The sequence below is a fragment of the Ensifer sp. MJa1 genome (assembly GCF_037026475.1).
Classification (GTDB): Bacteria; Pseudomonadota; Alphaproteobacteria; order Rhizobiales; family Rhizobiaceae; genus Ensifer.
The window spans coordinates 144,069-169,168 of record NZ_JAKUMO010000002.1; the positions used below are offsets into that span (position 1 = coordinate 144,069).

A 25,100-nucleotide genomic window follows, 5' to 3' on the forward strand; every position below is an offset into this window, starting at 1 on the left:
GCCGACCAAAGGACAAAACATGCAGGACTACAAAGTTCTGCAGCGACCTTTGCGCGTCTGACAAGACGCGCGGCGCTGCAGGCCGGCGCATTCCTCCTGCCTGCGCCGGCCACCTTTTTTAACGGGATGAGTTCCACCCGCGTCCCGTTCCAGCCTATTGATCTAGGGAGCCAGTCCATGGACCGCATCGTCATCATCGGCGCCGGCGAAGCCGGCACAAGGGCAGCTTTTGCACTGCGCGAAGCGGGCTTTATCGGCAGCGTCACGCTCGCAGGATCCGAGCCGCACCTGCCCTACGAACGCCCGCCGCTGTCGAAACCGCTTGATGGCGCGGTGCAGATGAAACAAATCTGCGGCGCCGAGGCGCTTCAGGCTGCCGGTATCGAGTACGTGCAGGACGTGTCGGCGCTGAAGATCGATCCGAACGCCCGATGCGTGGCCTTGAGCGATGGTCGAACGCTCGCCTATGACACGTTGCTGTTGGCGACCGGCGCCCGTCCGAGACGGCTGAAATGTCCGGGGTCAGAGCGGGCGCTTGATTTCCGCACTTTCGGTGATGCGGAATCCATCTTCTCGCGTGTCGAACCGGGGCAAAACGTCGGCATCGTCGGTGGCGGCCTTATCGGCATGGAACTCGCGGCTGTGCTGCGCGCCAAGGGCGTCACCGTCAGCGTGATCGAGATGGCGCTAAAGCCGCTGGGTCGTGCCGTTCCGCCACGGTTTGCCGGAAAGCTCCATGCTCGGCACGAAGCGGAAGGCGTCGTCTTTTATCTCGGGCAGGGGATCGGTGAAATCACCGATGATGCCGTTCTGCTCGCTGATCGCAGCGCGGTGCCGGCCGATATCGTCGTTTCCGCCATCGGCGTGCTTCCGGATATCACACTCGCAGAAGCGGCAGGCCTAACCGTCGGAAACGGCATCCTGACGGACAGCTTCCTTCGCACCAGCGACCCGAACATCTTCGCCGCGGGCGATTGCGCCGCTGTGGCGCAGCCGGGCGGCGGCCACATGCGGTTCGAGAGCTGGCGCAATGCCCGCAATCAGGCCGAGGTCGCGGCCCGCAACATGGTCGGCGGCAAGGAGCTCTTTGGTGCCATCCCCTGGTTCTGGACCGATCAATACGATCTCGGCCTGCAGGTGGCGGGCCTGCCGCAGCCGGTGCATCAGAGCGTGATCCGCCCGCTCGACGGCGGCGAGCTGGAATTCTACCTGGATGGCGGACGTCTTGTTGCGGCGGCGGGCCTCGGTCTTGGAAACAGCGTCGCCAAGGACATCAAACTTGCAGAAATACTGATTGCCGCAGGTATCAGCCCGGATCCGGCGGCGCTCGCCGATCCCGGTGTGAACCTCAAGGCGTTGCTGAAGAGCGCGCGGGCCGCCTGATGCAGACACTACATGTCTTTCAATCGCTCTGGGCGATGGAGCGTCGGCACCCGGACGGCTTTGAGCGCAGCCTTGAAGACAACATCGCTGACATCGTCGAGGCTGGGTTCGACGGTATCAGTGCGCACTACACCAACCGCGCCGACGTCGTCCGCCTCAACGACGCGATCCGCGGAACCGGCTTGAAGATCGAGGGTGTCTGTTTCCCTCGAACGGTCGAAGACCTGTGCCTGACACTGGAACTGGCTTCAGAATTCCCGGTCAGCCATATCGACCTTCAGGCGGATATCCGCCCGCGCCGGGTCGAGGATTGCCTGCCGCTTCTCGACGGCTGGATGCGGCTCGCCGAGGAGGCTGGTGTCCCCGTCTACATCGAAACCCACCGCCACCGGATCACCAGCGACCTCCTGTTCACGCTCGATCTGCTCGACCGGCGACCGGATCTGCCGCTGCTCGCCGATCTCTCGCATTATCTGGTCGGCCGCGAATTCGCCTATCCGGTGGAGGGCGAAAGTCATGCCCAGATCCGGCGCATCCTTGAGAACGCTGAAGCTTTCCACGGGCGCATCGGCTCGTGCCAGCAGATCCAGATCGAGATGTCCTTTCCGCAGCATCGTCCCTGGGTCGAGCTCTTCCGTGGCTGGTGGGCCTACGGCTTGCGCAACTGGCGATCACGTGCCGCTGAAGACGCCGACTTGGTCATGACCTGCGAACTCGGTCCCAGGCCCTATGCCATCACCGACCGGGACGGCAACGACACGACGGACCGCTGGGCGGAAGCGCTCCTGCTTCGACAGATGGTGCGGGACCTTTGGGCCGAGAGTGCGGACGTCTGCGAACCGGAGCGCGCGCATCCCTGACCTTGTCACTTGATGAAGGATGGCCGGAAGGGGAGGTTGTGTTCGAGGCCTAGCCAGGGCGGGTTTTCCGCATACATCTCGACGATCAGATCCTTGATCAGCTCGATATGGCCCGAACTGTCGCCGGCCCGATGGTTGAGGATAACCGGCGACGTCGCGCGTTCGCCTTCGACCATCCGGTAGTGCACGTCCGAGCGGACTTGGCGGGCCGAGGAGGGCACGACGCAGAGGCCGGCCTCCGAGGCGACGAGACCAAGGGCGCTCTGGATCTCGCGCACTTCAAGCACTTCGGTCGGGCGCACGTCCTCAGCGTGAAGCAGGCTCAACACATGGTCCGCATAACTCGGGCGCGGTTCCTTGGGGTACACGATCAGTTTCTGGCCATTGAGCGCGCTCAAGGGCAGTGGAGACATCTCGTCAGCCAGCGGCGTGCCCTGGGGTATCGCGATCGCAAGGCGCTCCTCGCGCATGAGGATGCCGACGACATTGGGATCGTTGTGGTGGAGCCGGCCGAAGCCGACATCGATACGGCCTTCCTTCAAAGCTGCGATCTGCTGAACCGACACCATTTCGAGCAGGCGGATATCGAGTTCCGGTGCATTCTGCCTGAGTTTGCGCACCAGCGTCGGCAATCCGCCATAGAGCGTCGAGGCGACAAACCCGATCGACAGCACCCGGTTCTGGTTGAGGCCGACGCGGCGCGTCGCCTCGACCATCTGCTCGACCCGCCCGAGAACCTGCAGCGACTGTTCGTAAAACAGCCGGCCTGCCTCCGTCAGCCGCACGGGACGGCTCTGCCGGATGATCAGCGGCACGCCCAATTCTTCTTCCAGCAACTGGATCTGCCGGCTGAGCGGCGGCTGGGCGATATGCAGCTGCTCGGCGGCGCGGGTGAAGTTACGCTCGCGCGCGACGGCGACGAAGTAGCGAAGCTGCCGCAGATCCATGTTCCCACCCTCTTTTGCCTATCATTGCGGTATGTTGCAGTGCGGTAACCGCATGAATCCGCATATTCTCTTTTATACTATACCATAAAGGTATCGTGGCGAACCTATTTGGTGTTGGACGCCGCAGGGGCAGCGGCGCACAGTTACGCCATGAACACGACCCTTGCACCCATCGCCCCGACAGCAGCCCTCTTTCCCGTCATCGAACGGGTCGAGACGATGCTGGTCGACCTGCCGACCATCCGGCCGCACAAGCTGTCGGTCGCGACCATGACCGGCCAGACCTTGATGCTGGTGAAGGTTCATTGCAGCGACGGAACGGTTGGGATCGGCGAAGGCACGACGATCGGCGGGCTCGCCTATGGCGGCGAGAGCCCGGAAAGCATGAAGCTTGCGATCGATACCTATTTCGCGCCTGTGATGATCGGCGAGGACGCGACCCGCGTGAAGGCGCTGATGGCGCGTATCGGCAAGGCGGTGAAGGAGAACCGCTTCGCCAAGAGTGCTGTCGAAACGGCGCTGCTCGACGCCCACGGCAAGCGCCTGGGCCTGTCGGTCGGCGAACTCCTGGGCGGAGCGCTACGCAAGCGGCTGCCGGTCGCCTGGACGCTGGCGTCGGGCGATACGACCAAGGACATCGCCGAGGCGGAGAAAATGCTCGATCTTCGCCGCCACCGGATCTTCAAGCTGAAGATCGGCGCGAAGCCGCTGAAGGACGATATCGCCCATGTAGCGGCGATCAAAAAGGCACTCGGCGACCGCGGCGCGGTGCGCGTCGACGTCAACATGGCCTGGAGCGAATTCGAGGCGGCCTATGGCATGGCGGCGCTTGCGGACGCCGGTTGCGAACTGGTCGAGCAGCCGGTCGCGTCGACCGCTGCACTCGGTCGCCTGGTCCGTCGCTTCCCGGTGGCGCTGATGGCGGACGAGTCGTTGACCGGGCCTGAATCAGCCTTCGAGATTGCCAAGACCAAGGGCGCCGACGTCTTCGCCGTCAAGATCGAGCAGAGCGGCGGGCTCTTCAATGCGCAGCGCGTGGCGGCGATCGCCGACGCCGCCGGCATTGAACTCTACGGCGGCACAATGCTGGAGGGTGGCATCGGCACGGTGGCGTCCGCCCACGTGTTTTCAACCTTCGCCAACCTGCAATGGGGCACCGAGCTTTTCGGGCCGCTGCTCCTGACGGAGGAAATCCTGGCGACGCCGCTCGACTACAGCGACTTCGAGCTGACCGTGCCGGATGGTCCCGGCCTCGGGATCGAACTCGACGAAGAGCGGCTGAAATTCTTTGCGCGCGACGGGCTGCGCAAGACGATCAGCGTTGCAAAGTGAGGATCGGGTCATGCTGTTTCACGTAAGGATGGATGTTCGTATCCCCCATGACCTACCCGCCGGAGAGGTGGCCGAAATTCTCGAGCGAGAGAAGGCCTATTCGCAGGCGCTGCAGCAAAACGGTAAGTGGCGGCATATCTGGCGGATCGCCGGCCAGTACGCCAACTACAGCGTCTTCGACGTCAAGGACAACGCCGAGCTGCACGAGATCCTCTCGGGCCTGCCGTTGTTCAAATTCATGCAGATCGAAGTGACGCCGCTGCTGCGGCATCCGTCGGCAATCCGTGAGGACGATACCTGAGACTTAGGTCGTGCCGCCGCCGGGAGGTTGGCAGGCGGCTTTGCTTTCAAGCTATCCAAGTGGAGGAATTGATATGAGTGTGAAGATTTTCGACAAGCCGGAGACGCAAGACTTCCTGAAGGTCCTGAGCGGTCTCGACAAGGACGGCGGCAATCCGCGCGTCAAGCAGATCGTGCACCGGCTGATGTCGGACCTGTTCAAGGCGATCGACGATCTCGACATTACCCCGGACGAATACTGGACCGGCATTGCCTGGCTGAACGAGATCGGCGCTGCCGGCCAAGCCGGCCTGATCTCGCCCGGCCTCGGTCTCGACCACTTCCTCGATGAACGCCTCGACGCGATCGATGAAGAACTCGGCATCAAGAACCCGACGCCGCGCACGATCGAGGGACCGCTCTATGTCGCCGGAGCCCCCGCGTCGGAAGGCTTTGCCCGTCTTGACGACGGCCGCGACACCAACGGCCAGACGCTGATCATGCACGGCAAGGTCTACGATGCCGACGGCCAGCCGCTCAAAGGCGCGACGGTCGAGGTCTGGCACTGTGATACCCGCGGTTTCTACTCGCATTTCGACCCGACAGGCGCACAGGCACCGTTCAACATGCGCCGCACGATCGTCACCGACGCCAAGGGCTGTTACAAGTTTCAAAGCATCGTGCCGCATGGCTACGGCGTGCCTCCGGGCAGCCCGACCGAGCAGCTGCTTTCGGCGCTCGGCCGCCACGGCCAGCGCCCGGCGCATATCCATTTCTTCATCAGCGCCGATGGCCACCGCAAGCTGACGACCCAGATCAACATTGCCGGCGACCCGCTTGTTAACGACGACTTCGCCTATGCGACCCGTGAAGGGCTGGTGCCCGATGTCACCGAGCGCACCGACGAGGCAAGCATCAAGGCGAACGGTCTTTCCGGTCCCTTTGCCGAGATCGAATTCGACATCCATCTCACCGCTTTGGTGAATGGTCTCGACAACCAGATCAACGAGCAGCGCAAGCGCGCCGCCGCCTGATCGTTTCCGCGGCGGCCCACAAAGCCGCCGCACCCTGACCACCGACATTGTTGCAATCGCCAGGCCGAATGCGGCGCGCCGTTTGCGGGAGAAGAACCATGTCTGCAATTATCGACAAAGCCGAAGCCCTTGATCAGCTGCTCGCGACAGCGGTCGAAGACGATCATGAGGCGGGCATCTTCCGTTGCCGCCGCGACATCTTCACCAACGAAGACCTCTTCGAGCTGGAGATGAAGCACATCTTTGAGAGCAACTGGGTCTATCTCGCCCATGAGAGCCAGATCCCCGACAACAACGACTACTACACCACCTACATCGGCCGGCAGCCGGTCGTCGTCACCCGCGACAAGTCCGGCGAACTGCATGCGGTCATCAACGCCTGCGCCCATCGCGGCGCCATGCTCTGCCGGCGCAAGCACGGCAACAAGGGCAGCTTCACCTGTCCCTTCCACGGCTGGACCTTCTCCAATACCGGCAAGCTGCTCAAGGTGAAGGATGAGAAGACCACGCAGTATCCGCCACAATTTGCAAAAGACGGCTCGCACGACCTGAAGCGGGTCGCCCGTTTCGAGAGCTATCGTGGCTTCCTCTTCGGCAGCCTCAACCCGGATGTCACCTCGCTCGAAGACTATCTCGGCGAAACGAAGGTGATCATCGACCAGATCGTCGACCAGGCGCCTGATGGCCTCGAAGTGCTGCGCGGCAACTCCTCCTACATCTACGACGGGAACTGGAAGCTGCAGATGGAAAACGGCTGCGACGGCTACCACGTCAGCTCCGTTCACTGGAACTATGCCGCCACCATGGGCCGTCGCCACGAGGAGGGCACCAAGGCGGTCGATGCCTCCAGCTGGAGCCGCTCGATCGCCGGTGTCTACGGCTTCGACAACGGCCATATCCTGCTGTGGACCAACACCATGAACCCCGAGGTCCGGCCGGTGTTCCACGCCCGCGAGGAGATCAAGGCGCGCGTCGGAGAGGTGAAGGCGGATTTCATCGTCAACCAGACCCGCAATCTCTGCCTCTATCCGAACGTGTTCCTGATGGACCAGTTCAGCACGCAGATCCGCGTCACCCGCCCGATCAGCGTCGACAAGACCGAGATCAGCATCTTCTGCTTTGCCCCCAAGGGCGAAAGTGCTGCCGATCGCACGCTGCGCATCCGCCAGTACGAAGACTTTTTCAACGTCTCCGGCATGGGCACGGCCGACGATCTCGAGGAATTCCGCGCCTGCCAGCAGGGCTATGCCGGCATCACCGCCCTCTGGAACGACCTGTCGCGCGGTGCGCCGCTCTGGATCGATGGCCCTGATGATAACGCCAGGCGCATGGGGCTCGAGCCGCTGCTTTCGGGAGAGCGCAGCGAGGACGAGGGCCTGTTCGTCCGCCAGCACGAATACTGGGCGAAGGTCATGCGCGCAGCGCTTGTGTCCGAAAGACAAGGAGCGGTCGCATGAGCATCTCCTATCAAGCCGCCTGCGCCTTTCTCTATCGCGAAGCGCGCCTGCTCGACGACCGCGAATGGGACGAATGGCTGACCTGCTACGCGCCCGATGTCACCTATTGGATGCCGGCCTGGGACGACGACGATCAGTTGACCGAGGATCCGCAGTCCGAGATCTCGCTGATCTTTTATCCGAGCCGCGATGGCCTCGAAGATCGCGTCTTCCGCATCAAGACCGAGCGCTCGGGCGCCTCGACGCCGGAGCCGCGCACCAGCCACAACGTCACCAATGTCGAGCTTGTGGCCGATCGCGGCGAGGAAGTGGATGTCCGCTACAACTTCCACACGCTCAACCACCGCTACAAGGTCACCGACCATTTCTTCGGCACCATGTTCGTCACGCTGCGCAGAAGCGGCGAGCAACTGCTGATCTCGCAAAAGAAGATCGTGCTGAAGAACGACTACATCCGCCAGGTCATCGACGTCTACCACATCTGATGACCGCTGCCTGACAGGACAGGAATGGGAGGAGCAACCATGGCCAGCTACAGGATCGCTTTGAACTTCGAGGACGGTGTCACCCGCTTCGTCGAATGCCGGGACGACGAGAAGGTGCTCGACGCCGCCTTCCGCAACAAGATCAACCTGCCGATGGACTGTTCCGACGGAGTGTGCGGTACTTGCAAGTGCCGCGCCGAAAGCGGCACTTACGACCTCGGCGATGATTTCATCGACGATGCGCTGACATCGGACGAGGTTGAAAGCGGCCTGGTGCTGACCTGCCAGATGAAGCCGTCGAGCGACTGCGTCATCGCGGTGCCGACGACCTCGGCCGCCTGCAAGACCGGGCAGCAGAAGTTCGCGGCAGAAGTGGCGCGCGTCATCCCGCACAATGATGCGGCGATTGTGCTGGAACTGGACGCGGACGCAGCCCCTGCGTTCCTGCCCGGTCAATACGTCAACATCGACGTGCCCGGCAGCGGCCAGAGCCGGTCCTATTCCTTCAGTTCAGCGCCAGGCGAAACGCGTCTCGGCTTCCTGATCAAGAAGATCCCGGGTGGGCTCATGAGCACATGGCTGGAGCGCGCCGAAGTCGGCACGAAACTCGAACTGACAGGACCTCTTGGCAGTTTCTACCTGCGCGAAGTCCAGCGTCCGCTGCTGTTTCTGGCCGGCGGCACCGGGCTCGCGCCGTTCTTTTCGATGCTCGAACAACTCGCCCAGGCGAACCGTGACCAATCCGTTCACCTGATCTACGGCGTCACACGCGATCTCGATCTGGTGCTGGTCGACCATATCGAGGCCTATGCGAAGCGGCTTCCCAATTTCACCTTCTCAACCGTCGTCGCGGATGCGGCGTCCAGCCATCCGCGCAAGGGCTGGGTCACCCAGCATATGCCGGAGGAACTGCTGAACGGTGGCGACGTCGATGTCTATCTCTGCGGCCCGCCGCCGATGGTCGATGCGGTGCGCAAGTACCTCGACGACACCGGCGTGAAGACCAACAGTTTCCACTACGAGAAGTTCACGCCGAATGTCGTGGCGAAGGAGGCAGCCTAATGCGTTCGTCAAGCGGCAATTTTGAAGCTGGCCTGGAAGGTGGAGCGAGTTTGCAGCATTGCCCACAGAACGTTGATGCGACGTCTGGCCAGAGCGATGACTGCCTGATGATGGCGTTTGCCCTCGCGGCGTTTACGGGCGTAGAAGGCGCGGCTGTCTGGCTGGGCGAGCGAACAGAAGGCGGACTGGTAGAAGACCCGCTTGAGGCCCTTATTGCCGCCGGCAGGACGTCGCAGGAAGCGGGTTTTGCCGGATTGGCGCAGCACGGGGGCGATGCCGGCCGCGGCGGCGAGCGCGTCGGCCGAGCGGAAGCGGGAGAGATTGCCTGCCTCGGTGATGAACTCGGCGGTGAGCACGACCCCCATGCCAGGCAGGCTGCGGATGAGGGCCGCGTCAGGGTGGCGTTGAAGAAGCGCCTCCAGCTCGCGGTCGATCTCCAAGAGACGGGCCCTGGTTGCGAGCGCTTCGACGGCCAGTTCTCGGATGAGGCGCGCACTCGTGCGCTCGGCGGGCACGCTGATGACTTGTTCGGCCGCGGCGGCGAGCGCGCGTTCGGCAAGGGTCTCAGGGTGCGGGATACCGCCGCCGGTCTTGAGATGGCGGAGGATCCGTTTGGCGCCGGCGGCGCGCAGTTCGGCTGGCGTGACATAGCGCGTCAAAAGGTGCAATGGCCCCTTGGTGGTGAGGTCGAGGCTGCGCTCGAGGCCGGGAAAAATGGCGGCGAGCAGGTCGTGCATGCGCCCCAGACGCTGGGTTTGGGCATCGACCAAATCGCGCCGCCGGCCAACCAGCAGCCTGATCTCGAGATCAAGCTCAGAGGTCGGTTCGATCGCACGCAGATCGGTGCGCATGCGGACCTGATCGGCGATGGTCTGGGCATCGCGCGGATCGGACTTGTTCTCGCCGCCGACGGTGCCCTGACGTGCCCGATTGACGGCCAGACCGGGGACATGAACCAGGCCGAAACCGGCCTCGGCCAACATGGCCTCGATGAGCCCAGCGATGCCGCCAATGACGTCGAGGCCGATACTGACCGTGCCGCCGAGCGCCCTCAGCTCGTCAATCAGGTCGGCGATCGCCGTCGGGGTATTCTCGACCTTGCGGTCTATATGGATGGTACCGTCGCTATCGATGGCAGTGACCCAGTGGATGTCCTTGGCAATATCGATGCCGACACTGATGCGCATTCTCCCCTCCGCGTGTTGACCACGATTAGGCGTTCCGCCCACGCCGTCATCGCCCTACACAGCGATCAATCGCAGAGCCTAATCAGCGGTCGAGGCGGTGTGGCGCTACCGGGGGATCTGCCTCCTGAGCCATCCATGGCAGCCAGCATGAAAACCATCCCGGCAGCGCCGCCCGGCGGAGATCCTGCCACAGCAGTAGCAAACCGCAGGGCGCTGTTCACACGGCATCTGAAAGGTAGGGCCGCATGAGCGCGGCCCGCTTTGAAGGACGTTTTGCCGGCAAGGTGCTTGTCGTCACCGGTGCGGCGCAAGGGATCGGCCGCGCGGTCGCGCTTCGGGCAGCGGCGGAAGGCGGCAAGGTCGTGTTCGTCGACCGCGCTGAGTTTGTCGCCGAGGTGGCGGCCGGGGCCACGGGTGCTGAGACGGCGGCCTTCAATGCCGATCTGGAAACCCACGAGGGTGCAGCTGCGGCGATGCGTTTTGCCGCGGAAAAATTCGGCGGCATCGACATCCTGATCAACAATGTCGGCGGCGCGATCCGCATGCGGCCCTTTGCCGAGTTCGAGCCGGCGCAGATCGATGCGGAAATTCGCCGCTCGCTGATGCCGACGCTCTATTGCTGCCATGCCGTACTGCCGCATCTGTTTGCGCGCGGCGGCGGCACCATTGTCAACGTGTCGTCGAATGCGACGCGCGGCATTCACCGCGTGCCCTATTCGGCCGCCAAGGGTGGCGTCAACGCCATCACCCAGTCGCTGGCGATGGAGCTTGCCGAGCGCAACATCCGCGTCGTTGCCACGGCACCCGGCGGAACCGAGGCGCCGCCGCGCCGGATTCCACGCAATGCCGCAGGCGACAGCGAAGCTGAAAGGGCGTGGATGGGCGAGGTCGTCGCCCAGGTGAAGCAGTCGAGCTTCATGAAGCGCTACGGCAGCATCGAGGAGCAGGCGGCTCCCATTCTTTTCCTGGCCTCGGACGAGGCCTCCTACATCACCGGCAGTGTGCTGCCGGTCGCCGGCGGCGATCTCGGCTGACGGCTTTTTTTGAAACGCGCAATAGCCTGGGGAGGAGATGATGCGCACGATCGATGTGAATGAAGCAATTGACGGGAGCCCGCTCGGCGGCTTCCAGTGGATGGTGGTGGCGCTTTCGGCGCTGCTTCTGATCGTTGACGGCTATGACGTCTTCGTCGCCGGCACGGTATTGCCGACGCTGATTTCCGAATGGGGGTTGAGCAAACCACAGGCTGGTGCTTTGCAGGCCTGGGCACTGTTCGGCATGATGTTCGGGGCGCTGATCTTCGGCCCGCTCGCCGACCGGATCGGCCGCAAGAAGGGCATCGCCATCAGCTTCGTGCTCTTTACGGTCTCCACACTTCTGACCGGCCTTGCCAATTCGCCGGACCAGTTCAAGATCTTCCGGTTCTTCGCCGGTCTCGGCTGCGGCGGCCTGATGCCGAACGCCGTGGCGCTGATGAACGAATATGCGCCGAAGCGGCTGCGCGGCACGCTGGTGGCGCTGATGTTCTCCGGCTATTCGGTCGGCGGCATGGTGGCGGCCGGCCTCGGCATCGGTCTCATCCCGTCCTACGGCTGGAAGCCGATGTTCTTCATCGCCGCCGTGCCGCTGCTTCTCTTGCCTGTCATTCTCTGGAAGCTGCCGGAATCGCTCGGCTTCCTCATCCGTCAGGGCAAGCAGGACGAGGCCAAGCGGATCTATGCCAAGATCGATCCCGACGCGCGTCTCGTTGCGTCGGACCGGCTGGTGTTTTCCGAAACCAAGGGCGCATCGGCGTCGGTCCTGGAGCTTTTCCGGCACCAGCGCACCCTTCGCACTGTCATGCTCTGGGTTGCCTTCTTCTGCTGCCTGCTGCTCGTCTATCTCCTGTCGTCCTGGCTGCCAAAGGTGCTGCAGGAGGCCGGTTATGCCGAGAAAGCAAGCCTGCTCAGCCTGTTCTCGCTCAACTTCGGCGGCATGGTCGGCGCCATTGCCGGTGGCTGGCTCGGCGACCGCTTCGGCCTGCCGAAGGTAGTGGTCGGCTTCTTCGTCGCAGCTGCGTTCTCGATCGCACTGATCGGCTTCAGCCTGCCGCCCGCCCTTCTGTTCCTGATGGTGTTCATCGCCGGTGCCACCACCATCGGCACGCAGATCCTGCTCTACGCAAGCGTTGCACAGCTCTACAATCTCTCGGTCCGCTCCACCGGATTGGGGTGGGCCTCGGGTGTCGGGCGCATCGGCGCCATCGTCGGGCCGACGCTTGGCGGCGTGCTTCTGGCGCAGGAATTCCCGCTGCAGCAGAACTTCGCGATTTTCGCCATACCGGCGGCGATCTCGGCGCTCGCCATGCTCATCTTCGCGATCAGCAATGCCCGCCGCGTCGAGGTTACACAGTTGGCGACGGCTTAGGGAATGGCGATGGCGGCCGGATCGCGATGGCGCTTGGCCGCCACCTCTTGAGCGCGCTCTGTCGGTATCCACCTATCGCAGCGCATGTGAAACCAGGGGCGCTGTCGCGCCAGCCAGATCGAAGCCGCCGCCGCTGGCGGCTTTCACCATTGGAGTTTCTGTTTCATGGCTTATCTCGATCTTCCGACGCATCGGCTTCACTACCGCATCGATGGCGAACAGGAGGGGAATGCGCCCTGGCTGCTCTCCTGCAATTCGCTCGGCACCGACCTTACGATGTGGGACGCACAGATCGCGGACCTGTCGCCGCATTTCCGCGTGCTGCGTTATGATCGCCGCGGTCATGGGCGTTCCTCGGCGCCGCCACCGCCCTATGCGCTCGCCGATCTCGGCCATGACGTGCTGGCTCTTCTGGACGCACTTAGGATCGAGCGGACGCATTTTTGTGGCCTGTCGATCGGCGGCCTCACCGGGCAATGGCTCGGCGTGCACGCCGGCAAGCGCCTCGACAGGATCGTGCTCTGCGCAACGGCGGCGCGCATCGGTACGCCCGAGAGTTGGGCCGCGCGCATCGACAGCGTCAAGTCGGACGGTCTTGCAACGTTGGGCTCGGCCACGGCGGAACGTTGGTTCAGCGCGGAATTCTCGGCCAGAAATCGTGAAGCGGTTGACCGCGTGTTCAAGAGTTTCGGCGCCACCACGATCGATGGCTATATCGGCGGCTGTATGGCACTGGCGGGTGCGGACCTGCGAGAAGAAATCGGGAAGATCGCCAATCCCCTACTCGCGATATCCGGCGACGGGGACCCGGTGTGCCCACCATCCGACCTCGAAGCGATCGCCGCACGCGTGCAGCGAGGACGACATCTGTCGCTGCCCGGCCGGCACATCGTCAACATCGAGTCGGCGCCGGTATTCAACACGGCGCTTCTCGATTTCCTGCGACCCTAGCGCTGGTAGCTGAGAGAACCTCCTGCGTGACCCCGCGCAGCGCTCATTTGACCGGCACGAGCAGCGGCTCACCCTTCTTGACGATGTAGGTGGCCAGCTCCGACGCCGTCTTTTCGCCGACGTTCTTGGCCGAATGCGCTACGCCAGCCGGAATGAACAGGGACTGGCCGGCATGCAGTGTCACCGGCGCCCTGCCTTCCAGTTCGTATTCGAGCGAACCTTCAAGCACGTAGGCGATTTCTTCGCCCGGATGGGAATGTTTGATCGCGAGCACGCCAGGGGCGATGTCGACGCGGACTTGCACGGCTTCGTGTCCTTTGACGCTGATATCGTCTTTCACGAGGTCCGTGCGTTGGATGCCCTGCATCTTCTGAGGCTCGGCCGCATGAAGCGTCGTCATGCTGCCGCTGGCCAGCAGTAGGGCGGCGGCGATAAAGCGGGTCGTTTTCATGAGATCCTCCGTTTTGCGCTTCCACCGTTGGAAGCACCGTCATTTCAACGGAAGTGTGTATGGGGGATGTGTTGGGTGAAGGCGGTTTTTGTAAGCCTGTGTAGGCGCGGCCTGTTTAAGCGGCTGCCGCGTGTGCGATATCGTTGCAGGATGGCAGGTGCCGCCACCCTGCGGTCAGTCCAAACCCTATCGATCCGCCAGCGTTCTCCCGAGGGCATCGCGGGCCAACTTGCTGATATCGGCATGGATGTCGGCACGCGGCCGCTCTGTTGCCGCGCAGATCGGATCGACTTCGCCTAAGGTCTTGAGCAGCTCGGTGGCACCCTCCTTGCACTCCGGCAGAAAGCTGAAATGGTCCGAACCCGCAACCGCGGCGTAGGAGCCCTGAGGCACCACTGCCGCCAGCGGCTCGGACGCGACGGCCAGTGGGATCGTTTCCTTGCTGCCGAGATTGATGAACTGCATCGGGATCGCGATCTTCTTCAAGCTGTCCTGCGTATAGGCCTGGGCAAGGCCCGGTTCGACCAGCACGGCCGATGTGATACGCGGGTCGCGGTTCGTCTGCTCGAAGCGTGCCCTGTCGATCGAGCGCAGATCGACCTTGTCGACCGCGACTTCGGCGTCGTCGACATAGCCCTTGCCGCCGGCATACCAGGCGCAATCCCATCGTTTGTACCTGTCGCAATAGCGCGCATAGGCCTCAAGGCTGGCTTCAGCACCCGAAATCTCCATGGCGGCGGCTCCACCCAGCGAAAAGCCAAGCACCCCGATCCGGTCAGCTTTGATGGCACCCTTCCATTGGGCATCGGTGGTCAACATGTCGATGACTGCCGAAAGATCTTCGGTGCGCTGCCATAGCTTCGGCGTCTCGGCAGGCGTCGAATCTCCGCTGGTGGAGCCGGGGTGATTAGGGCCGGCAACAATGAAGCCTGCTGCGGCGAGGTCGGCCGCGAGCCAGCCCACCGAGTCGATGCGTCCGCCCGAACCGTGCGACACGACCACCAGCGGATATCGCCCTTCTTGCACAGGTGCGTTCTTTAAGGTCGGCGTGCCTTTGAAGATCCGGTTGTCGCCGACGAGGACAGGTTCACCTCCGACCTTGGCCGGATACCAGACGGTGACCTTTAGATCGATTCCGCGCTTGGGCGCCGGGATACTGATTTCACGCACGCCGACGTCGCTCGCCTGTGCAGAGGTAGCAAGGCTTGCGATGAAAAGGGCGACGGGCACAAATTGAAGGAGGGGCATGAGCATCTCGCTTTGTTGAAAGGGCGGCCGATCGTCACCTTCCCCGTGATTGCCTGCGTCCTCGATCATGATTGAGGTCGTCCCAGATCGCGATCTGGGCGATAATTACACGGTGATTTGCCTGCCAAAGGACCTGCCTTGATCTTCCTTCCGCTTCCGTTCGTCGTCGCCGCCATGCTCCTCGTCCTGCTCGCGCTCCTGCTGCGCGGCAGCGAGCCGGCGGAGCGTAACCGGCCGTTCCTTGCCCTGGTAGCGCTCTGCGCTCTTCAGTCCATGGTCGTCGGTCTGCGTTGGGGCTACGAAATCGAGCAATTTCGTTTTGTCCTGCCGATCCTGGCGAGTTGCGTGCCACCCCTGGTACTGGCGAGCTTCCACAGATTGATTGGCGGTGATGAGCGAGAATTCGCCAGTGCCAGGTGGCTACACGCAGTTCCGCCCCTCTTCATCGCGGCTCTTGTGATGCTGCGCCAGGGACCGATCGACGCGCTCCTGATCTCCCAATATGTCGGATATGCGCTGATCCTCATGAATCTGGCGCGCCCCGGCGTCGATGCCCTTGATGAGGCGCGGTTCGAAGGCGCTCAGGCGGCACACCGCGCCTTGATCATCGCCGCCGTCTCATTGTGTCTGTCAGCCCTGTTCGACCTGGCGATCGTGCTCGACTTCGAATGGGCGAAGGGCGAAAACATCGGCATCATGGTCAGCAACGCCAACTTGTTGGGATTGCTCTTCATCGGCCTGACCGCCCTGATCGCAGATCGGGCGCGAGCGCTGCCGGCCGCAGCGGCCATCGTCGATCAAGCTCCCTCTTCGGCGTCGCAGGATCGTGAGATCCTTGATCGTATCGATGATCTATTGGTCGGCCAGAAACTTGCGCACGACGAAAACCTGACGCTGTCGCGATTGGCGCGGCGCGCACGCCTGCCCGCCCGCCAGATATCTGGCGCGGTCAACCGGATCGCGGGCAAGAACGTCTCCCAGTACATCAATGATTTTCGCATCGCGGAGGCCTGCCGGCTGCTTCGCGAGACCGACATGACCGTCACCTCGGCCATGCTTGAATCCGGCTTTCAGACGAAATCTAACTTCCATCGCGAGTTCCGGCGGGTGACCGGCTTAAGCCCCGTCGCTTGGCGTGAGCAAAACCGGATGGAAACGCTAGCGGCCTGACCGCGACCGATCGACTCAAAGTCCTGCCCGGTCGTCATGCGACCGGGCAGGCGGAGGATAGCGGGTGTGGCTTGACCAGACAGGCGGTTATTGCTGGTCGCCGGTATTGCGACCGATGGTGATCGAGACATCCTTGGTTTTGCCGGTTCGCCAGATACTCAGGCTCTGTGACGTGCCGGGCGAAAGGTCGGCAACCATACGCGACAGGTCGCGCGGCGACTTGACCGGGCTGCCGCCAAGGGCGGTGATGACGTCGCCGGCCTTCAGGCCCGCCTTTGCGGCGGGCGTTCCGCCGTTGACCCCGGCGACGAGCGCGCCTTCCGGTTGGCCAAGGCCGATTGCGTCGGCGATATCGGATGTCACCGGCTGAATTTGTACGCCAATGAAGGCGTGCTCGATCGAACCGTCCTTCATCAGCTTGGCGACGACCTTCTGCGCCTGGTCCGAGGGAATGGCGAAGCCGACGCCGACACTGCCGCCGTTGGGCGAATAGATCGCGGTGTTGATGCCGACGACCTCACCCCTGGCATCGACCAGCGGTCCGCCGGAATTGCCGTGGTTGATCAACGCATCGATCTGGATGAAATCGTCGTAGGGGCCGCTGTGCAGGTCGCGGCCGCGCGCCGAGACGATGCCGGAGGTCACGGTGGTGCCGATGCCGAACGGGTTGCCGATGGCCAGCACCTGGTCGCCGACCCGCAAGGCGTCGGAGTCGCCCCAGGCAACCGTCGCAAGCGGCTTCGGCGGCTTGATCTTGAGGACCGCCAGGTCGTTCTTCGGATCGGTGCCGACGACCTTGGTCGGCATTTGCGTGCCGTCGTCGAGCGTCACGGTGATGCGCGACGCCTTGTCGATGACGTGATTGGTGGTGACGATATAACCGTCTGCGCTGTCGATGAAGCCGGAACCGAGGGCCTCGGCGCGCTGGGATTGCTTCTGCTGCGGTGCCTGATCCGGCAGTGGAATGTCCTGGTCGCGGAAGAACTGGCGAAACTGCTCGTCGAACGGCGCGTTGCCGCCAAGGGGCGACGCGTCGTCGTTGCCCGCATTCTCCGCCTTGATCACTGTCGTGATGGTCACGACAGCGGGCTTGTCGGCCGAGACGATCGGCGCGAAGGACCCGGCGGAGCCAAGGCGATGTCGACAGCGCCGGTGCGGAGGCTGTCGTCACAGTGTGTGCCGAGAAGCTCACTGCGGACAGGGGTGCAACAATGACGGCCGCGCCGAGAAGGGCGACGGCACGATATTTCCGGTTAGGTAGCAAAAACCACCAGACCTGAAATGTCGTCCCGACTACCCTGGTTTCCGGTGAAAACGGAGCCTCGAATGAGTGTAGCGTACGAGTTGAAGCAGAAGCGGGCGGCCCTGAGTGAGGGGAACCGATTTCGGTGACCGACTGCGCAGCGAAGTTTGCAGCCAAGATCGGCATCGCGAGCGAGCCAGCAAACCTCTCAGACATCGCACACCGCCTGTCGGCGGTCCTTACCCAACTGACGACTGCGGGACGCGTTCGGCAGTCTGGCCAGTTCGACGGTCGTAAAGTTCTGTGGGAGGTCGCGGCCTAGCCTTCCCAGATCAGGTCTGGCGGCTTGTTGCCCTGCCAGTACCCACACAGATAGCGTGATGTCGGGCGCGACAGTGCCTGCCCAGCACCTGGAACGTATGACTGCGATTGCTCACCTGGCGGCAGTCCTCGCGCCACGCGAGCTCGGCCACGTACCAGTCGAAGTATTTCAACGAAAACCGATGGTGGATGCCGACATAGGCCCGTTGGACCCGCGAGAAGAAACTCTCGACCTGGTTGGTATTCGTGCCATCGTCGGTCTGATAGGCCTTTGAGTGGTTGACGCGTTGCAGCTCGTTGAGGCCAGCCAGGTCATTATAGCTGCCGTGCTCGTCCGCGAAGACCGTTGCTTCCCTCGAGACGTGATCACGGACGGCAGCCCAGGCTGCGTTGCCGTCTTCGTCTCGGATGATCCGGGTAAACGTCTGGCCTCCCAGTCCGCGCTGGCGGATCGCAAGAGCGCACAAACGCTTCATGTTCTGGTATTTCTTGAGGCGGCGGTCGATGCGATCCTCAGCCTTATTCTCAGGACGGATGTGGCCGCCAGCGTACTTGCCGTCAATCTCGACCTCGCCATCGAGCACCATCTCCTCCCTGCGCCACGCGATGGCCTCGCGCAGCTTCATGAGGAGCACCCAAGCCGTCTTGTATTGAACGCCGATTTCACGCGAGAGTTGGAGCGCCGCCTTGCCCTTCACCGAGTTCGCCGAGAACCAGATGGCGATAAGCATCTTTTTGAAGCTCAGCTTACGTGCATGAAACACCGTGCCTGAGGTGACGCTGAACACGGCCTTGCAGGTCTTCTCGGTGCACTTGAAGCGGTTGCGGCTCATCGTGTGGCACCGCACCGTCCCGCACTGGGGGCAGTAAGGCACGCCCTCCGTCTCGGGCCAGCGCAGGCGCTTAAACCAGTCGTAGGCTGTCGCATCCCGCATCTTGGCGAGATCGAGCACTGTCAGCGTTCGGCACTCTGGCGATAGCAGGAAGTGCTGGCCTTTGGGCGTGTCTTCGGGGTTCGCCATCGCTCAGCCCCTCCACGATCCCGAGGAAGGCGGGGCGTATTTCCAAGCCCCCGCCCAAGGCACTGACGGCCAACACCGAAGTGTGCGGGCGATGGGCAATGGCAGCGGTAGCGTTGAGGGTCATGTTCAGGCTCCACAAGTCGACGGCAGGCACAGCGGATCGGCGGCCGAAAATGGCCGCGGGGAGATCAGAGCTGTATGCGTATCATCCTGAACATGACCCAGGCTCTTACCTGGACTTTCCGCGGGAGTCGATCGAAGAAAAATCGGATGGTTAGCGGAAGCGGCTACCTTCCTCTGGCTCGTTTGCCCCTTGAACTTCAACGGGAAGGCTGACAATCTATTCGGGCATAATCTGGCGTTTAATCTGGTCGCCTTCGATAATCCGGTATAATCTGGCAAGCAATCTGGTTGATCAATCAGGTTCAATCCGGTATTCAATCTGGTATGATCAATACAGACACCATACAGATTACGCCTGAGGTACTAACTCTCGTCGCTGAAATTGACGAATTCAAGGGGGCATGGCGCGCGTTGGGTACGCTTGCGCCAGAGCGCTTGAAAGCGTTGCGAATGATCGCGACCATTGAAAGCATTGGCTCTTCGACTCGCATCGAAGGAAGCAAGCTAACCGACAGGGAAGTCGAACATCTCCTTGCCAATCTGGAAATCAAAGGCTTCACAGGTCGCGACGAACAGGAAGTCGTTGGCTACGCCGAGGCGATGGAAACGATATTCCAAGCGTGGGAAGATATTCCACCAACGGAAAATCACATCAAACAACTTCATCGCGATCTTCTCCGGCACAGCTCAAAGGACGAGCGTCATCGGGGCGAATACAAGACATTGCGAAACGATGTAGGTGCCTTTGATAAGGAGGGAAAAATGATCGGGGTCGTCTTCGAGACGACCACCCCTTTCGACACCCCACGACGGATGCAAGAGCTTGTCACTTGGCTGAAAGACGCGCGTGAGCTAGGTCGTCTACATCCACTAATAATTGTTGCCGTGTTTACCGTCGTATTCTTGGAAATCCATCCTTTCCAGGACGGAAACGGCCGCCTCAGCCGGATATTGACCACGTTGCTGCTCCTCCAAGCCGGATACGCTTATGTGCCATACTCTTCTTTGGAAAGCGTGGTTGAGAACAGCAAAGAAGGCTACTACTTGGCACTACGCCAGACTCAAAAGACCATTCGAACCGAAACCCCTAATTGGCAACCATGGCTCCTTTTCTTCTTTCGCGCCCTACAACAACAAAAGCGCCGCCTTGCGGCAAAGGTCGAACGGGAGAAGACTGCTCTAGCCGTCCTTCCAGAATTGGCACTCAAAATCCTTGATTATGCGCGTGACCATGGTCGCGTCACATCGCGTGACATGGTCCGCGAAGCTGGCGCGAGTCCTAATACGCTTAAAGCCACGTTTGCGTCCCTGGTAACGAAAGGAATGCTTGTGCGTAATGGAGGCGGTCGTTCGACTTGGTACGCGCTACCCTGAATAGCCGACACTGGGGAAATTTCTGAAAGCCGGCACAAACCTAACATAACGTTTGGGAATTCGTCTCGAGACCGAACGAAGCTCGGCTTGACCTGAGATGCCCATGTGTACCAGAGCGACACGGATAAGCTGACGGCTTTCACCCCGCACGAGGGCGAACCGTATGGGCAGTGCTGACCGCTGACCTCTTCCAGCCGCGCCCCAACTTCCGGCAAATTTGAGCAAAAATGTCGCTTTAGTTCAGAGACATAAATCGCTTTTGGTGGTTTTTGCCGGATATTTCTTGGACGTATTTGACATGATCGTGTCCTCTCACGAACTGACGGCCGCACGACGTCTGCCGCGGTAACGTGCCGTTACCGGCGTATGTGCAGGGCTTGGTTGATTGATGGGCGCGGCGGCCAACCCGTCCGGATCGACCGTCGCATCGCGGCTCACCGTTGATGAGCCGCGGGTATCTGATCAGGCCATTCGCGCAATGTCCCGATCGAGGTGGCGGACCTCGGACTGCAACCGGGCATAGGATTGGGACGGCAGCATGCCGTTATGGGCGGAGGCGGTCTTGATCGCCTGGGCGCGCACCGCGGCGTCCTCCCGTTCAAGCTTGCTGTAGTTTGTCGCGGTCAACTTGCCCTCGGCACGGTCCGCATTGATCTGGCGGTTGTCGGCCCGCAGTTCATGCAGCACACGGTCGAGCCGTGACGAAGCCATGTGCACAGGCACTCTGACCGTTGGCATGGCGGGCGCCGTCACGCCGTCTGGGCTGAAAGCACCCTGGTAGTAGTCGCCGGTATAGGCGCCCTTGTCGCTTTCGCGGCCGAAATCGTGCTGATCGGCCGCAAAGGCGCCGCCGGACAGGGCGACGAAGGCGAGGGTTGCGATGGAGGTGGTCTTGAGGGGCGAGCGCATATCTGCATCTCCTGAATTCAAGAAAGCGCGAAGGCTTCCAGAGAGGGCCGTCTTCTATTGTCGCGTCGCGGCCGCTGCGGTCGCCGGCAATATCCAGCCTCGATTGGAAGGTAATACTTCACTACGCCGCCGTCATGTTAATATCATGTAATATTCTCTCGGCAATGCTTCCATTAACATTATGTAATAAAAGGATTTAACCTGGTTGTTATTTGTGCAGGCGGCCGGCGGAACCAGTCTCCGGTGCCGGCAAGCACTTTGCCGCAACCGCCAGGGGGTAGGCGCCGCGACGATCAGGAGCCTGCGTAGTGGGCTCGCGGGCGGATCAGTTCACCGCTCTCCACCTGTTCCATGGCATGGGCAAGCCAACCGACGGTGCGCGCAAGCGCAAAGATCACCATGGGCGCATCCTCGGGAAGCTCGAACCGTGCGGCTAGCGCGGCAAGTGCAAAGTCGAGATTGGCCGGTTCGCCGAGCAACTCCTCGCCAGCTTCGGCAAGCACGACATAGAGTTCTGGAACCTCGAAACTCGCCATCATCGCCTTGGCGCGCGGATCGCCGTCCGGGTAGAGCCGGTGACCGAACGCTCTGACGACGCCATCGGACGACAGCATGCTGCGGATCGCTTCGCGCACCCCGACTGTGGACGCGTGCCCGGCCAGCCGGGTGACGCTCAGCCAGGCGCCGCCATGGCGCGGCCCAGTGAGGGTCGCAAGGCCCGAAAGCGTGGCGGCTGAGAGTGCCGCCCCCGATGACGCGGTGACGCGGGCTGCAAAGGTCGAGACATTCAGTTCGTGTTCGGCCGTAAGCACCAGCGATCGGCGGATCGCATCGGCTGCGTCCGGCCGCTTCCAGCCCATAGCCAACCGTAGGTGCAGCGGCATCTGCTCCCGGGATGGCGCCAGTCCGGCGGCGACGGTCGCAAGCACTTCGGCGGCCTCAGCCTTCAAGATCGCCGGGCGGCGACCAAGGGCAGGCAAGTCGCTTTCGATGCGTGCAGCGAGAAGGGCGAAGGCCGTGGCCATACGAGATTGGCTGATTTCACCCCCGCCGGCAGAAAGCACGACGTCCGCGGGCATTTGCCAGAGGAGAGCGGCGACCTCCTCCAGCGTCGCCTCCGCCGAAAGTGCGGTCGCATCACGACCACGATAGAGCAACTGACCGCCGGCAATGCTGGAGATCATCGTCGGCAGAACCGGATCGCCCCAGCGGATCGCTTCGGCCGCGACGACCGCCGCCTGCCGCCTGCCGGCATGGCGCTCCGCCAGGCGCATCACATCGTCGGCCTGATAAAGGCTGCGGCGCGGGTCGGCAGGGTCGGGCTTCGCACGGATGCGGCCGCGGCTGACATTGGCGTAGAGCGTCTGCCGTTTGCTGCCGAGGCGGGCAAGCGCCTCTTCGGCGGAGATCCAGAGTGACTTCATGTTGATCAATTGCATCAAGATTGACGTCAATAGAACTAGGTCGGATCATCGTCTTCGTAAAGGAGAAACTTGATGATGAAGAACGGACTTGAAGACGTCGTCGCCGCCGAGACACAGCTTTCCCATGTCAACGGCGAGGCCGGACAGTTGATCATTCGCGGCGTGTCGCTCGATCGTTTGGTCGAATACGCGCGCTTTGAAGATGTCGTCACCCTGCTGTTTAAAGGGCTGCTGGGGCATGTTGCCGGTACAGTCGAACTCGGCAGGCGCCTCGGGCAGAAACGGGCAGAAGTGTTCACCCATGTTCTCGCCATCGACGATGCCCTGCTGCAATTGCCGCCGGTCGATATCATGCGTGCGTTGATGGCACGCCTCCCGGATGGAGATGACCTCGACACGGCGCTGCTGCTGCTTGCCGCGCCGGCTGTCTTCCTGCCGGCTGTCCTGCGTTTGAAGCGCGGCCAAGCGCCAGTGGCGCCGACGCCGGCGCTGTCCCACGCCGCCGATATTCTGGCAATGCTTGGCGCCGCGATGCCGAACAGCCGGGAGGTGGCGGCCCTCGATGCTTACCTTGTGACGATATCGGATCATGGCCTCAACGCGTCGACCTTCGCTTCGCGCGTGGTCGCGTCCACGAAAGCGGGTCTCACGTCTTCGGTCCTTGCCGCGATCAGTGCGCTCAAGGGGCCGCTACATGGCGGTGCGCCGGGTCCGGTGCTCGACATGCTGGATGCGATCGGGTCTGCGGAGAACGCGCAAACCTGGCTCGTCCAGGCGCTCGACCATGGCGAGCGGCTGATGGGCTTCGGCCATCGCGTCTATCGTGTCCGTGATCCCCGCGCCGATGCGTTGAAAGCAGCGCTGCAGCAACTGGCGGCTGGCGACCTGGCGTACCGCGATCGCATTCAACTGGCCGAAGCGGTCGAGCAATCGGCGCTCTCCATCCTGAAGGTCCGCAAGCCCGATCGTCCGCTGGATGTGAATGTCGAATTCTACACGGCGCTCTTGCTCGATGCGCTGAGGTTCCCGCGCGATGCCTTTACCGGTGTTTTTGCGATCGGCCGCATGGTCGGCTGGCTCGCCCATGCCCGCGAGCAGGCGCTCGAAGGCCGGCTGATCCGGCCGCGTTCCCACTATGTCGGGCCGCTGCCGCAACAGGCAGCGTGAGGGCCGAGCGCAGGCAAGTCGGTGGCGGAGCGATCTGCCGCCAATCGCCTCAGGAGCCGGGGCGAGGCGTGACAAGAGTTGATCGCCGCCAACGCGGACTGCTCAAGAAAATGCTGGGCGAAATCCATCGGGAAGTCGCCCAGCAAAATAGACTTGGACTGTGCGCAAGCAAAAGGCGGCAGTCAGGCCGCCTTCTTTGCGTCGAAGGGGATCTCGATGTCGACCGCGAGCGTCGAGACCTGGGCGCCGCGTTCCATCGTCACACGCACCTTGTCGTCATCGATCTGCATGTGCTTGGAAATCGCCTTCAGGATTTCGTCGCGCAGCTTGGTGACGAGGTCGGAATCGCCGGCCGATGCGCGCTCATGGGCCAGCAGCACCTGCAACCGTTCGCGGGCGGCAGGGGCTGACTGGGAGCGGGAGAAGAAACGGAAAGGGTTCATGCCGCCTTCCTTCCGAAAATCTTGCCGAGGAAGCTGCGCTTCTCGCCGGGAATCGTGATCGGCAGGCTTTCGCCCTTCAGTCGGCGTGCCGCGTCGAAATAGGCGAGCGCCGGGGCTGAGCGGTTGTCGGCGAGCGTCACCGGCGAGCCGACGTTGGAGGCGCGCAGCACGTCCGCGCTTTCCGGGATGATGCCCATCAGTGGGATCGACAGGATCTCGAGCACGTCATCGACCTTCAGCATGTCGCCGCGCTCGGCGCGAAGCGGGTCGTAGCGCGTCAAAAGCAAGTGCTTTTCCATGCGCTCGCCGTTCTCGGCCTTCAGCGTCTTGGAATCGAGAAGGCCGATGATGCGATCGGAATCGCGCACCGAGGAGACTTCCGGATTGGTTACGACGATGGCGATGTCGGCGTGACGCATGGCGAGCGTCGCGCCGCGCTCGATGCCGGCGGGGCTGTCGCAGATGACCCAGTCGAAGGCGCTCTGCAGGGCGGCGATGACCTTCTCGACGCCTTCCGGGGTCAGATTGTCCTTGTCGCGGGTCTGTGAGGCCGGCAGCAGGTAAAGCGTTTCGACGCGCTTGTCGCGGATCAGCGCCTGCGACAGCTTGGCTTCACCCTGGATCACATTGACCAGATCATAGACGACACGCCGCTCGGCGCCCATGACGAGATCGAGATTGCGCAGACCGACGTCGAAGTCGACGACGACGACCTTCTCGCCATTCTGAGCGAGTGCGGCGCCCAGTGCGGCGCTGGACGTCGTCTTGCCGACGCCGCCCTTGCCCGATGTAACTACGACTACCTTGCCCATACGTCTCTCC

At 62.4% G+C, this 25,100-nt stretch carries 23 protein-coding genes and 1 pseudogene; 14 read left to right on the top strand and 10 right to left on the bottom strand.

The window, feature by feature from the left end:
* The first annotated feature begins 177 nt into the window (after positions 1-177).
* Both MKZ91_RS03480 and MKZ91_RS03485 read left to right on the top strand, forming a co-directional pair.
* A complete protein-coding gene (locus MKZ91_RS03480) occupies positions 178-1,383 on the top strand; it encodes an NAD(P)/FAD-dependent oxidoreductase (protein ID WP_336168020.1) in 1,206 nt (401 codons plus the stop codon).
* A complete protein-coding gene (locus MKZ91_RS03485; RefSeq protein ID WP_336168022.1) occupies positions 1,383-2,243 on the top strand; it encodes a sugar phosphate isomerase/epimerase in 861 nt (286 codons plus the stop codon). The genes MKZ91_RS03480 and MKZ91_RS03485 overlap by 1 nt, the downstream gene beginning before the upstream one ends.
* 5 nt (positions 2,244-2,248) lie before the next feature.
* On the opposite strand, the gene MKZ91_RS03490 is transcribed toward MKZ91_RS03485, so the two are convergent.
* A complete protein-coding gene (locus MKZ91_RS03490) occupies positions 2,249-3,190 on the bottom strand; it encodes a LysR family transcriptional regulator (RefSeq protein ID WP_336168024.1) in 942 nt (313 codons plus the stop codon).
* Positions 3,191-3,340: 150 nt separating this feature from the next.
* Here MKZ91_RS03490 and MKZ91_RS03495 point away from each other — a divergent pair, with 150 nt between their 5' ends.
* The 6 genes from MKZ91_RS03495 (at position 3,341) to benC (ending at position 8,839) form a co-directional block, all read left to right on the top strand.
* Positions 3,341-4,522 carry a muconate/chloromuconate family cycloisomerase gene (locus tag MKZ91_RS03495; RefSeq protein ID WP_336168026.1) on the top strand — a complete coding sequence of 394 codons (1,182 nt, stop codon included), beginning with the start codon at positions 3,341-3,343 and terminating at the stop codon, positions 4,520-4,522.
* A gap of 10 nt (positions 4,523-4,532) precedes the next feature.
* A complete protein-coding gene (gene catC, locus MKZ91_RS03500; RefSeq protein ID WP_336168029.1) occupies positions 4,533-4,823 on the top strand; it encodes a muconolactone Delta-isomerase in 291 nt (96 codons plus the stop codon).
* Positions 4,824-4,896: 73 nt separating this feature from the next.
* Positions 4,897-5,835 (top strand): catechol 1,2-dioxygenase, encoded by a 939-nt coding sequence (catA, locus tag MKZ91_RS03505; RefSeq protein WP_336168031.1) that lies wholly within the window; start codon positions 4,897-4,899, stop codon positions 5,833-5,835.
* Positions 5,836-5,933: 98 nt separating this feature from the next.
* Positions 5,934-7,292, top strand: a complete 1,359-nt coding sequence (locus tag MKZ91_RS03510; protein ID WP_336168034.1) for a Rieske 2Fe-2S domain-containing protein — start codon at positions 5,934-5,936, stop codon at positions 7,290-7,292.
* Positions 7,289-7,777 carry a benzoate 1,2-dioxygenase small subunit gene (gene benB, locus MKZ91_RS03515; protein WP_336168036.1) on the top strand — a complete coding sequence of 163 codons (489 nt, stop codon included), beginning with the start codon at positions 7,289-7,291 and terminating at the stop codon, positions 7,775-7,777. Before MKZ91_RS03510 ends, benB begins: the two co-directional genes overlap by 4 nt.
* 39 nt (positions 7,778-7,816) lie before the next feature.
* Entirely contained in the window at positions 7,817-8,839 is a 1,023-nt protein-coding gene (gene benC, locus MKZ91_RS03520; RefSeq protein WP_336168038.1) for a benzoate 1,2-dioxygenase electron transfer component BenC, read from the top strand.
* A gap of 8 nt (positions 8,840-8,847) precedes the next feature.
* On the opposite strand, the gene MKZ91_RS03525 is transcribed toward benC, so the two are convergent.
* On the bottom strand, positions 8,848-10,026 hold the full coding sequence (locus MKZ91_RS03525; protein ID WP_336168040.1) for an IS110 family transposase: 1,179 nt from the start codon (positions 10,024-10,026) through the stop codon (positions 8,848-8,850).
* Positions 10,027-10,271: 245 nt separating this feature from the next.
* Between MKZ91_RS03525 and benD the strand changes: the two genes are divergently transcribed.
* The 3 genes from benD (at position 10,272) to pcaD (ending at position 13,383) form a co-directional block, all read left to right on the top strand.
* The gene (gene benD, locus MKZ91_RS03530; protein WP_336168042.1) at positions 10,272-11,060 is read left to right on the top strand and encodes a benzoate diol dehydrogenase BenD; all 789 of its coding nucleotides are present in this window, start codon (positions 10,272-10,274) and stop codon (positions 11,058-11,060) included.
* 37 nt (positions 11,061-11,097) lie between these two features.
* Positions 11,098-12,432, top strand: coding sequence for an MFS transporter (locus MKZ91_RS03535; RefSeq protein WP_336168045.1), 1,335 nt, complete (start codon positions 11,098-11,100; stop codon positions 12,430-12,432).
* A 165-nt stretch (positions 12,433-12,597) separates the two neighbouring features.
* Complete coding sequence (gene pcaD / locus MKZ91_RS03540) at positions 12,598-13,383, top strand: 3-oxoadipate enol-lactonase (protein ID WP_336168047.1); 786 nt, start codon at positions 12,598-12,600, stop codon at positions 13,381-13,383.
* Between the two features lie 43 nt (positions 13,384-13,426).
* Here pcaD and MKZ91_RS03545 read toward each other — a convergent pair whose 3' ends face one another.
* On the bottom strand, positions 13,427-13,834 hold the full coding sequence (locus MKZ91_RS03545; protein ID WP_336168048.1) for a cupin domain-containing protein: 408 nt from the start codon (positions 13,832-13,834) through the stop codon (positions 13,427-13,429).
* 186 nt (positions 13,835-14,020) lie between these two features.
* Complete coding sequence (locus tag MKZ91_RS03550; protein ID WP_442892198.1) at positions 14,021-15,082, bottom strand: alpha/beta hydrolase family protein; 1,062 nt, start codon at positions 15,080-15,082, stop codon at positions 14,021-14,023.
* Positions 15,083-15,355: 273 nt separating this feature from the next.
* Here MKZ91_RS03550 and MKZ91_RS03555 point away from each other — a divergent pair, with 273 nt between their 5' ends.
* Positions 15,356-16,252, top strand: a complete 897-nt coding sequence (locus tag MKZ91_RS03555) for a helix-turn-helix domain-containing protein (RefSeq protein WP_336168053.1) — start codon at positions 15,356-15,358, stop codon at positions 16,250-16,252.
* A gap of 90 nt (positions 16,253-16,342) precedes the next feature.
* On the opposite strand, the pseudogene MKZ91_RS03560 reads toward MKZ91_RS03555, so the two are convergent.
* Both MKZ91_RS03560 and MKZ91_RS03565 read right to left on the bottom strand, forming a co-directional pair.
* Positions 16,343-17,516 (bottom strand): annotated as a pseudogene (locus MKZ91_RS03560) (Do family serine endopeptidase); the annotation flags it as partial.
* 311 nt (positions 17,517-17,827) lie between these two features.
* Entirely contained in the window at positions 17,828-18,838 is a 1,011-nt protein-coding gene (locus MKZ91_RS03565) for an IS1595 family transposase (protein ID WP_336168055.1), read from the bottom strand.
* A 411-nt stretch (positions 18,839-19,249) separates the two neighbouring features.
* Here MKZ91_RS03565 and MKZ91_RS03570 point away from each other — a divergent pair, with 411 nt between their 5' ends.
* Positions 19,250-20,335, top strand: a complete 1,086-nt coding sequence (locus tag MKZ91_RS03570; RefSeq protein WP_336168057.1) for a Fic family protein — start codon at positions 19,250-19,252, stop codon at positions 20,333-20,335.
* A 462-nt stretch (positions 20,336-20,797) separates the two neighbouring features.
* Here MKZ91_RS03570 and MKZ91_RS03575 read toward each other — a convergent pair whose 3' ends face one another.
* Both MKZ91_RS03575 and MKZ91_RS03580 read right to left on the bottom strand, forming a co-directional pair.
* On the bottom strand, positions 20,798-21,244 hold the full coding sequence (locus MKZ91_RS03575) for a hypothetical protein (protein WP_336168059.1): 447 nt from the start codon (positions 21,242-21,244) through the stop codon (positions 20,798-20,800).
* Between the two features lie 293 nt (positions 21,245-21,537).
* Positions 21,538-22,668 (bottom strand): citrate synthase, encoded by a 1,131-nt coding sequence (locus MKZ91_RS03580; protein WP_336168061.1) that lies wholly within the window; start codon positions 22,666-22,668, stop codon positions 21,538-21,540.
* Between the two features lie 75 nt (positions 22,669-22,743).
* Between MKZ91_RS03580 and MKZ91_RS03585 the strand changes: the two genes are divergently transcribed.
* On the top strand, positions 22,744-23,835 hold the full coding sequence (locus MKZ91_RS03585) for a citrate synthase/methylcitrate synthase (RefSeq protein ID WP_336168584.1): 1,092 nt from the start codon (positions 22,744-22,746) through the stop codon (positions 23,833-23,835).
* Between the two features lie 182 nt (positions 23,836-24,017).
* On the opposite strand, the gene minE is transcribed toward MKZ91_RS03585, so the two are convergent.
* Positions 24,018-24,278, bottom strand: coding sequence for a cell division topological specificity factor MinE (gene minE / locus MKZ91_RS03590; protein WP_065778265.1), 261 nt, complete (start codon positions 24,276-24,278; stop codon positions 24,018-24,020).
* Complete coding sequence (minD, locus tag MKZ91_RS03595) at positions 24,275-25,090, bottom strand: septum site-determining protein MinD (RefSeq protein WP_336168064.1); 816 nt, start codon at positions 25,088-25,090, stop codon at positions 24,275-24,277. The genes minE and minD overlap by 4 nt, the downstream gene beginning before the upstream one ends.
* Between the last annotated feature and the right edge of the window lie 10 nt (positions 25,091-25,100).

Coding starts and splice junctions, on each gene's coding strand:
- minD (WP_336168064.1), bottom strand. CDS start 25,090: ATGGGCAAGGTAGTCGTAGTTACATCGGGCAAGGGCGGCGTCGGCAAG.
- MKZ91_RS03485 (WP_336168022.1), top strand. CDS start 1,383: ATGCAGACACTACATGTCTTTCAATCGCTCTGGGCGATGGAGCGTCGG.
- MKZ91_RS03545 (WP_336168048.1), bottom strand. CDS start 13,834: ATGAAAACGACCCGCTTTATCGCCGCCGCCCTACTGCTGGCCAGCGGC.
- MKZ91_RS03555 (WP_336168053.1), top strand. CDS start 15,356: ATGGTCGTCGGTCTGCGTTGGGGCTACGAAATCGAGCAATTTCGTTTT.
- minE (WP_065778265.1), bottom strand. CDS start 24,278: ATGAACCCTTTCCGTTTCTTCTCCCGCTCCCAGTCAGCCCCTGCCGCC.
- MKZ91_RS03480 (WP_336168020.1), top strand. CDS start 178: ATGGACCGCATCGTCATCATCGGCGCCGGCGAAGCCGGCACAAGGGCA.
- MKZ91_RS03565 (WP_336168055.1), bottom strand. CDS start 18,838: ATGGCGAACCCCGAAGACACGCCCAAAGGCCAGCACTTCCTGCTATCG.
- catC (WP_336168029.1), top strand. CDS start 4,533: ATGCTGTTTCACGTAAGGATGGATGTTCGTATCCCCCATGACCTACCC.
- benD (WP_336168042.1), top strand. CDS start 10,272: ATGAGCGCGGCCCGCTTTGAAGGACGTTTTGCCGGCAAGGTGCTTGTC.
- benB (WP_336168036.1), top strand. CDS start 7,289: ATGAGCATCTCCTATCAAGCCGCCTGCGCCTTTCTCTATCGCGAAGCG.
- catA (WP_336168031.1), top strand. CDS start 4,897: ATGAGTGTGAAGATTTTCGACAAGCCGGAGACGCAAGACTTCCTGAAG.
- MKZ91_RS03535 (WP_336168045.1), top strand. CDS start 11,098: ATGATGCGCACGATCGATGTGAATGAAGCAATTGACGGGAGCCCGCTC.
- MKZ91_RS03550 (WP_442892198.1), bottom strand. CDS start 15,082: ATGCCCCTCCTTCAATTTGTGCCCGTCGCCCTTTTCATCGCAAGCCTT.
- MKZ91_RS03510 (WP_336168034.1), top strand. CDS start 5,934: ATGTCTGCAATTATCGACAAAGCCGAAGCCCTTGATCAGCTGCTCGCG.
- pcaD (WP_336168047.1), top strand. CDS start 12,598: ATGGCTTATCTCGATCTTCCGACGCATCGGCTTCACTACCGCATCGAT.
- MKZ91_RS03525 (WP_336168040.1), bottom strand. CDS start 10,026: ATGCGCATCAGTGTCGGCATCGATATTGCCAAGGACATCCACTGGGTC.
- benC (WP_336168038.1), top strand. CDS start 7,817: ATGGCCAGCTACAGGATCGCTTTGAACTTCGAGGACGGTGTCACCCGC.
- MKZ91_RS03490 (WP_336168024.1), bottom strand. CDS start 3,190: ATGGATCTGCGGCAGCTTCGCTACTTCGTCGCCGTCGCGCGCGAGCGT.
- MKZ91_RS03580 (WP_336168061.1), bottom strand. CDS start 22,668: ATGAAGTCACTCTGGATCTCCGCCGAAGAGGCGCTTGCCCGCCTCGGC.
- MKZ91_RS03495 (WP_336168026.1), top strand. CDS start 3,341: ATGAACACGACCCTTGCACCCATCGCCCCGACAGCAGCCCTCTTTCCC.
- MKZ91_RS03585 (WP_336168584.1), top strand. CDS start 22,744: ATGAAGAACGGACTTGAAGACGTCGTCGCCGCCGAGACACAGCTTTCC.
- MKZ91_RS03575 (WP_336168059.1), bottom strand. CDS start 21,244: ATGCGCTCGCCCCTCAAGACCACCTCCATCGCAACCCTCGCCTTCGTC.